The organism is Variovorax brevis (genome assembly GCF_030317105.1).
Classification (GTDB): Bacteria; Pseudomonadota; Gammaproteobacteria; order Burkholderiales; family Burkholderiaceae_C; genus Variovorax; species Variovorax brevis.
The window spans coordinates 433,044-439,869 of record NZ_JASZYG010000007.1; the positions used below are offsets into that span (position 1 = coordinate 433,044).

Below are 6,826 nucleotides of genomic sequence, written 5' to 3' on the forward strand. Positions count from 1 at the left end.
ACACCGAAAGATTGAAATGAGAGAACTCCTGAATCGCTTCGAAAACAAGGCCCCGGAAATCGTGTTCGAGTGGCACGACGCCGAGACGCCAGCCAAGGGCTGGGTGGTCATCAACTCGCTGCGCGGTGGCGCGGCCGGTGGCGGCACGCGCATGCGCCCGGGCCTGGACCGTCGCGAGGTCGAATCGCTGGCCAAGACCATGGAAGTCAAGTTCAGCGTCTCGGGTCCGGCCATCGGCGGTGCCAAGTCGGGCATCGACTTCGACCCGGCCGATCCGCGCAAGGCCGGCGTGCTGCAACGCTGGTACAAGGCCGTGACGCCGCTGCTCAAGAGCTACTACGGCACGGGCGGCGACCTGAACGTGGACGAAGTGCACGAGGTGATCCCGATCACCGAAAGCTATGGCCTGTGGCATCCGCAGGAGGGCGTGGTCAACGGCCACTTCCAGCCGAGCGACAGCGAGCGCATCCAGAAGGTGGGCCAGTTGCGCATGGGCGTGGCCAAGGTGGTCGAAGACGGCCGCTTCACGCCGGTGGGCGCCAAAAAATACCTCGTGGCCGACCTCATCACCGGATGGGGCGTGGCCGAGTCGGTGCTGCACTACTACGGCCTGTATGGCGGCGAAGTCACCGGCAAGCGCGTGGTCGTGCAGGGCTGGGGCAACGTGGGCGCCGCAGCGGCGTACTACCTGGCGCAGGCCGGCGCGAAAGTGGTGGGCATCATCGACCGCCAGGGCGGCCTGCTGAATCGCGAGGGCTTCAGTTTCGAAGAGATCCGCACGCTGTTCCTGAACAAGAACGGCAACCAGCTTTCAGCGAAGGGCATGCTGTCTTTCGACGACATCAACCGTTTGGTGTGGAGCGTGGGCGCCGACGTGTTCCTTCCGTGTGCCGGTTCGCGCCTGGTCACGCAAGAACAAGTTGAGCAGCTCATCGACGGTGGACTCGAAGTGGTCTCCAGCGGCGCCAACGTGCCCTTTGCCGACAAGGAAATCTTCTACGGCCCGATCTATGAACACGCCGACGCGCGCGTGGCGGTGATCCCCGACTTCATCGCCAACTGCGGCATGGCGCGTGCGTTCGCTTTCTTGATGGAAGGCAGCGCGGAGATCTCCGACGAGGCGATCTTCGGCGACGTGTCCAGGACCGTCGCCAGCGCGCTCGAACGCTGCCATGCGCGCTCCAGCGCCCGCACCGCCATCGCGAAGACTGCGTTCGAGAATGCGCTGACGCAGCTGGTCTGAGGCACTGCTGCGGCGCGCCGGGTTCCGCGGGGGCGCGGGGCCGGATGTAACCAATCCGAAACCCGGCCTTTCAGGTGCGGTCAAAATGTCAATCTTCGTGACTTTTTGGGCGCACCCTTTCCGCGCGGCGCAGCAGCAGCATCCTCATGAAAAGCTTTTTCGATTTTTCCGCGGCCAGCGTGGCCGAACTGGCGCGTGCCGATGTGCGCCGTGCCCTTGAAGAAGACGCCGGCGACGGCGACCTGACCGCCGCCCTGGTGCCCGCCGCGCGAAAAGCCAGGGCCCGCGTCATCGTGCGCGAGGCCGCCGTGCTGTGCGGGGCACCGTGGGTCGAAGCCGTCGTGGCACAACTCGATCCGCGTGCGAGTGTGACGTGGCACTGCGGCGAAGGCGCGCGCTGCGCCCTCGACCAGGCCGTGCTCGAGATCGTGGGCGATGCGCGCAGCCTGCTCACCGCCGAGCGCACGGCGCTCAATTTCCTCCAGATGCTCAGTGCGGTGGCGACACGCACCGCCACCTACGTCGATGCGGTTCGCGGCACGCGCGCGCAGATCGTCGACACGCGCAAGACGCTGCCGGGCCTTCGGCTCGCGCAGAAATACGCGGTGCGCACGGGCGGCGGCACCAACCACCGCATCGGCCTGTACGACGCCATCCTCATCAAGGAAAACCATATCGCGGCGGCTGGCGGTGTCGCTGCCGCACTGCGGGCCGCGAGCGAAGTGGCATCGCAGGCGAAGTTCGTCGAGATCGAAGTCGAGACGCTGGCGCAACTCGACGAGGCGCTGGCCCACGGCGCCCGCATGGTCCTGCTCGACAACATGGACCTGCCGACCTTGCGCGAGGCCGTGCGCCGCAACGACGCGGCCGGCGACGCACGCGCCGTGCTGGAGATCTCCGGCGGCGTGACCCTGGACAGCATTCGCGCCCTGGCTGAAACGGGCGTGGACCGCATCTCCGTCGGCGCGCTCACCAAGGACGTGAAGGCGGTCGATTTCTCGATGCGCTTCCTGGAGGACTGAGATGGAATCCGCAGTCATCGACGTCGACTACGAACAGCCCGTCGCCTTCATCAAGGGCGATGGCGCCGCCTGCGACACCCGCCACGCCTGGGCACGCGTGCCGGCCGAGCCGACGCCGGCCGAACGCACGGCCCTGAAGGACCGCATCCGCCGCCTGCTGCGCGAGCGCAACGCGGTGATGGTGTCGCACTACTACGTGCACCCTGACCTGCAGGACCTGGCCGAAGAAACGGGTGGCCTGGTCAGCGATTCGCTCGAAATGGCGCGCTTCGGGCGCGACCATGCGGCGCAGACGCTGGTGGTGTCGGGCGTTCGCTTCATGGGCGAGACGGCCAAGATCCTGTCGCCTGAAAAGCGCGTGCTCATGCCCGACCTGGACGCGACCTGCTCGCTCGACCTGGGCTGCCCAGCCGATGCCTTCAGCGCCTTTTGCGACCAGCACCCGGACCGCACGGTGGTGGTCTACGCCAACACCAGCGCCGCCGTGAAGGCGCGCGCCGACTGGCTCGTCACGTCGAGCTGTGCGCTCGATGTGGTGCGCGCCTTGCACGCCAACGGCCAGAAGATCCTGTGGGCGCCCGACCGGCACCTGGGCGACTACATCCGCCGCGAGACCAGCGCCGACATGGTGAGCTGGCAAGGCGCGTGCATCGTGCATGACGAGTTCAAGGCGATCGAACTCGAACTGCTCATGAAGGACCATCCGAAGGCCCGTGTGCTCGTGCATCCGGAATCGCCGGCCGATGTGATTGCGCTGGCGGATGCGGTGGGCTCGACCTCCGCCATCCTGAACGCCGCGCAGCGCATGGACGCGACCGAGTTCATCGTCGCGACCGACAGCGGCATGCTGCACAAGCTGCGTACGCTCAACCCCGGCAAGACCTTTATCGAGGCACCCACGTCGGGCAACAGCGCCACGTGCAAGAGCTGCGCGCACTGTCCGTGGATGGCGATGAACGGGCTGGCCGATCTGGCACGCGTGCTCGAAACGGGTGCCGGCGAAATCCATGTCGATCCTGCACTGGGCTTGCGCGCACGCGTGCCGATCGACCGCATGCTGGCGTTCACGGCGGGGCTCAGGAACGGCCAGGCGCCGGGCAGCCTCGTCGCGGGCATCGGTGCAGCCTGATTGCGCGCGGCCGCTGTGATCGAGCCCGCGGATCTAAATCAACGAATGAGCAACGCACTCCGCGCAGGTCAAGCTGGAAACTTCAGCCGTTCGACGAAGGCCGTGAACCTGGGGTCGTCGCGAAGCGTTTTCCAGCGCGGGTCCAGCCGCAACCAGACGAGCCAGTTGGAGCGTTCCTCGAACGCCTTGTCGAGCCATGCGAAAGCTTCATCTTTCTGGCCGAGTCCCGCATGCACGAGCGCCACTCCGTAGGCGGTGACGAAGCGATGCGTTGACAGGGCCTGCATCTCCAGCAGCACGGATCGCGCTTCATCCCTGCGTCCTGCCACGCCGAAGGTGTAGCCGCGGGCAGCAACCAGCACAGGCCACTCGCGTGCCACGCGTTCGGCGCTGGCGGTCTCCGCAAGCGCCTCTTCATAGCGGGCCGACTCGACAAGGGCGCGCGCCATCCAGAGATGCGCCGGCAGGAAATCGCCTTTCATGCCGAGCACTGATTGCAATTGCGCAATCGCCTGGGCCTCGCGGCCGTTGTAGTAATGGTGGAATCCAATGTCGGTGTTGATGGCGAGCGACAGCGGATCGAGGCGCTGCGCGATGCCGATCTCGCGAGAGGCTGCGTCGGGGTCGCCTGTCGCCAGCAGGTACACCGCATGCCACTGGTGTGCAAGCGGATCTGCAGGGTTCAGGGCAATGGCCCGGGTGAATTCCTCGCGAGCTCCCGCCCAGTCCCAGTCGAAGTAGAACTTGATGTAGGCCAGCGACGCGTGCGCCTGCGCCAGCGAAGGGTCGAGTTCAAGCGCCTTCAGGGCATAGGGGCGGGCGACGGGAAAGGTGCCCACGGGCGCCACGTAGCTCAGGTATCCCAGCGCGGTGTGCGCATCGGCCAGTGCGGCGTACGCGAGCGCGAAGTCCGCGTCGAGTTCGATCGCGCGGTGGAAGTGTCCGATGGCGCGTTGAAGGCCGTCTTCGCTGCGTTCGTTCCACAGGAAGCGGCCCTGCAGATAGGCGCGGTACGCCGCGTCATTGGTGGTGGGCCTGTTGCCCAGGGCGTTGATCTGCGCGTCGGCAGGATGTACGCGCAGTTCGCGGAGCAGGTCTGCGGCGAGGCGAGCCGGCAGATTCGGGAGGTCGGTGGCCGGAATTTCGTAGGTCGACTTCCAGACGCTGTGCTGGCGCGCGACATCGAACAACTCGAGCTTGAGTTTCAGGTCTTTCCCGCGCTCCTCCAGCGTTCCAGTGACGACGGTTGCCGCATTCAGCCTGCGCCCGGCATCCCTTGCATCGATGAGCCTCCCCTTGAAGCCCAGGGTGGAGGCGCGTGGCGTGACGCGGAGCTCGCGAACCAGCGTCAGCCTGTCGATCAGGCTGTCCGAGATCCCATCGGCGAGGTATGCGCTTGCGGGTACATCGACGGAGAAGGGCAACAGCGCGACCGAATCGTAGGGGGCGGATCGTCCAGCCGCCTGCCAGGCGATGAAGGCGGCCACCAGCACTCCCAGCGCACCCGCAAGCACCCAGGCGAGTGTCCGACGCGACGACCCCGTTGCCACTGGCGCAGGCGCCGCAGTCACGGGTGGGCCTGCGCTCACACCACCGCGCAATTGCGCGAGGTTCAAGGTCGCGATGTCTTCGAACTCGACGGGGCCGACGAAACGGTAGCCCTGGCGCGCAACCGTTTCGATCCAGCCGGCGCCACCGGTCGATCGCGCCAGCACCTTGCGGATCGCCGATACGTTCACGCTGAGGTTGACTTCTTCGACGACCAACCCCGGCCAGACCTGCTGGAGCAGTTGATCCTTGCTGACGAGGTGCCCCGGATCGCGCATCAGCGCCGCCAGGATGTCGAAGGCCTTGCCGGTGATCTCGACCGCCTGGCCGCCTTGCAGGAGCAGGCGTTCGCTGGGCACCAGCAGGATGTTGCCGCATCGAAAGATCGACTCTTCGTGACCCTTCATGTCGCCTGTCCCCGTGCCTCAGGGCTTTTGCAGGAGAAATCCAGCCCTTGTGCAGGGACTGGCGCGAGCGAAACGCGAACCATCGTAGCACCGGCATCTGCCGGGGCCTGACGATCCAAAGGAGTTGTTCATGAACATCCTGCCCAGACCCTGTTCGATCGCGTTGCTTGTCGCCGCGGCCATTTGTTACGGCGGCGCAGCCCAGGCTGCCGCAGAAGACGAGGTGAGGGCGAGCTTCGAGCGATTCGTGCAAGTGCAGAACGAGCACGATGTCAAAGCGCTGGAAGGCTTGCTCGCCGACTCGCCCGGATTCTTGTGGATCACACGCGGAACGGTCATCTGGGGGCGAGACGCAGCGTTGCAGCAGTTCGCAAAGCTCTATGCGGGCACCTGGCGGCTGGACCCGGAGTACGGCGGGCTTCGCGTCGTGCCGATCGGCAACGACGTCGCCGAGGTCCATGTGCCGGTCCAGTTCACGACCGGTCCGGCCGGGCAGGCACCGCAGTCAACCCGACTCTTCCTGAACCAGGTGCTTGTGAAATCGGGGGGCGCATGGCGCGTGTTGTCCATCTTTCCGATCGCAGCGCCGGCGCCTTGACTCGATCGTTGAAGGGTGCTGCGCCTGCGATCGGGAAGGAGCAGCAACCCAATGGGCGCTCATCGCCCTGTCCTGGTCGGGTCGGGCGGATGCAGTCTCCTGCTCCATCCGCTCAAGGGTGATGACCGACGTCGCGTCCTTCCCATCCAGGAGCTTGTGCGGCGGCGACTTCCAGGTGAGCGTCTTGCCTGAAACCTGCATCTCTGCCTTCCGTTCCGTGCCGGTCCATATCTGGTGCGACGCGACTAAGCCGCGCCTGGAACCGACCTTTGCGGTTCGCCGTCGTAGCGCCAGATGTACTCGCGTGGAATCGGCCCTTTGTTGCGCCCGCCCTGTTGCGTCTGTTCCCACGCATGGGCCAGGATGCCGACCGAGCGCGACAGGCAGAAGAGGCCGCGGGCCAATGGCGCGGGGAATCCCAGTTCGGCGTAGATCACAGCCGTGGCCCCGTCGATGTTCATGGGGATGCGCTTGCCGTTCTTCCGCGCCGCCAACTCGTCTTCAACGCCTCGCGCAATCAACGCGAAGCGCCCGCCGACGTGACCCGCCTGAGCGGCTTGGTCGACCAGTTCCAGCAGCCGCGGTGCGCGAGGATCGACTGGATGAAAGCGGTGGCCAAAACCCGAGACGAACTTCCCGTGCAAGGCGATCGCATCGTCCAGGCCCGCACGCACTGCGGTGGCAAATACCTCGCCGGCGTCGATGCGCGCCGCGATGTTCTGGTACATCTCGACCGCCTGCTCGCCCGCGCCGCCATGGATGTCGCCGAGCACGTTGAGGGCCGAGGCCATCGCATTGTTGAGGCCGACGCCGCAGGTGGCCGCCATGCGGGCGATGGCGATGCTCGGCGCCTGCGGGCCGTGGTCCACTGCGGAGACC

The 6,826-nt window shown here is 66.2% G+C and carries 6 protein-coding genes; 4 read left to right on the plus strand and 2 right to left on the minus strand.

Features of this window, described 5'->3' with window-relative positions:
* The first annotated feature begins 16 nt into the window (after positions 1 to 16).
* The 3 genes from QTI66_RS23860 (at position 17) to nadA (ending at position 3,394) form a co-directional block, all read left to right on the plus strand.
* On the plus strand, positions 17 to 1,243 hold the full coding sequence (locus tag QTI66_RS23860) for a Glu/Leu/Phe/Val dehydrogenase dimerization domain-containing protein (protein ID WP_286562467.1): 1,227 nt from the start codon (positions 17 to 19) through the stop codon (positions 1,241 to 1,243).
* 146 nt (positions 1,244 to 1,389) lie between these two features.
* The gene (gene nadC / locus QTI66_RS23865) at positions 1,390 to 2,265 is read left to right on the plus strand and encodes a carboxylating nicotinate-nucleotide diphosphorylase (protein ID WP_286562468.1); all 876 of its coding nucleotides are present in this window, start codon (positions 1,390 to 1,392) and stop codon (positions 2,263 to 2,265) included.
* Position 2,266: 1 nt separating this feature from the next.
* Positions 2,267 to 3,394, plus strand: a complete 1,128-nt coding sequence (nadA, locus tag QTI66_RS23870) for a quinolinate synthase NadA (RefSeq protein ID WP_286562469.1) — start codon at positions 2,267 to 2,269, stop codon at positions 3,392 to 3,394.
* Between the two features lie 68 nt (positions 3,395 to 3,462).
* Here the strand turns inward: nadA and QTI66_RS23875 are convergent, their stop codons facing one another.
* Positions 3,463 to 5,349: a winged helix-turn-helix domain-containing protein gene (locus QTI66_RS23875; RefSeq protein WP_286562470.1), complete on the minus strand. Its 1,887-nt coding sequence runs from the start codon at positions 5,347 to 5,349 to the stop codon at positions 3,463 to 3,465.
* Positions 5,350 to 5,479: 130 nt separating this feature from the next.
* Between QTI66_RS23875 and QTI66_RS23880 the strand changes: the two genes are divergently transcribed.
* Positions 5,480 to 5,947: a nuclear transport factor 2 family protein gene (locus tag QTI66_RS23880; RefSeq protein ID WP_286562471.1), complete on the plus strand. Its 468-nt coding sequence runs from the start codon at positions 5,480 to 5,482 to the stop codon at positions 5,945 to 5,947.
* Positions 5,948 to 6,192: 245 nt separating this feature from the next.
* On the opposite strand, the gene QTI66_RS23885 is transcribed toward QTI66_RS23880, so the two are convergent.
* The coding region (locus tag QTI66_RS23885; RefSeq protein WP_286562472.1) for a citryl-CoA lyase at positions 6,193 to 6,826 on the minus strand (634 nt) is incomplete at its 5' end.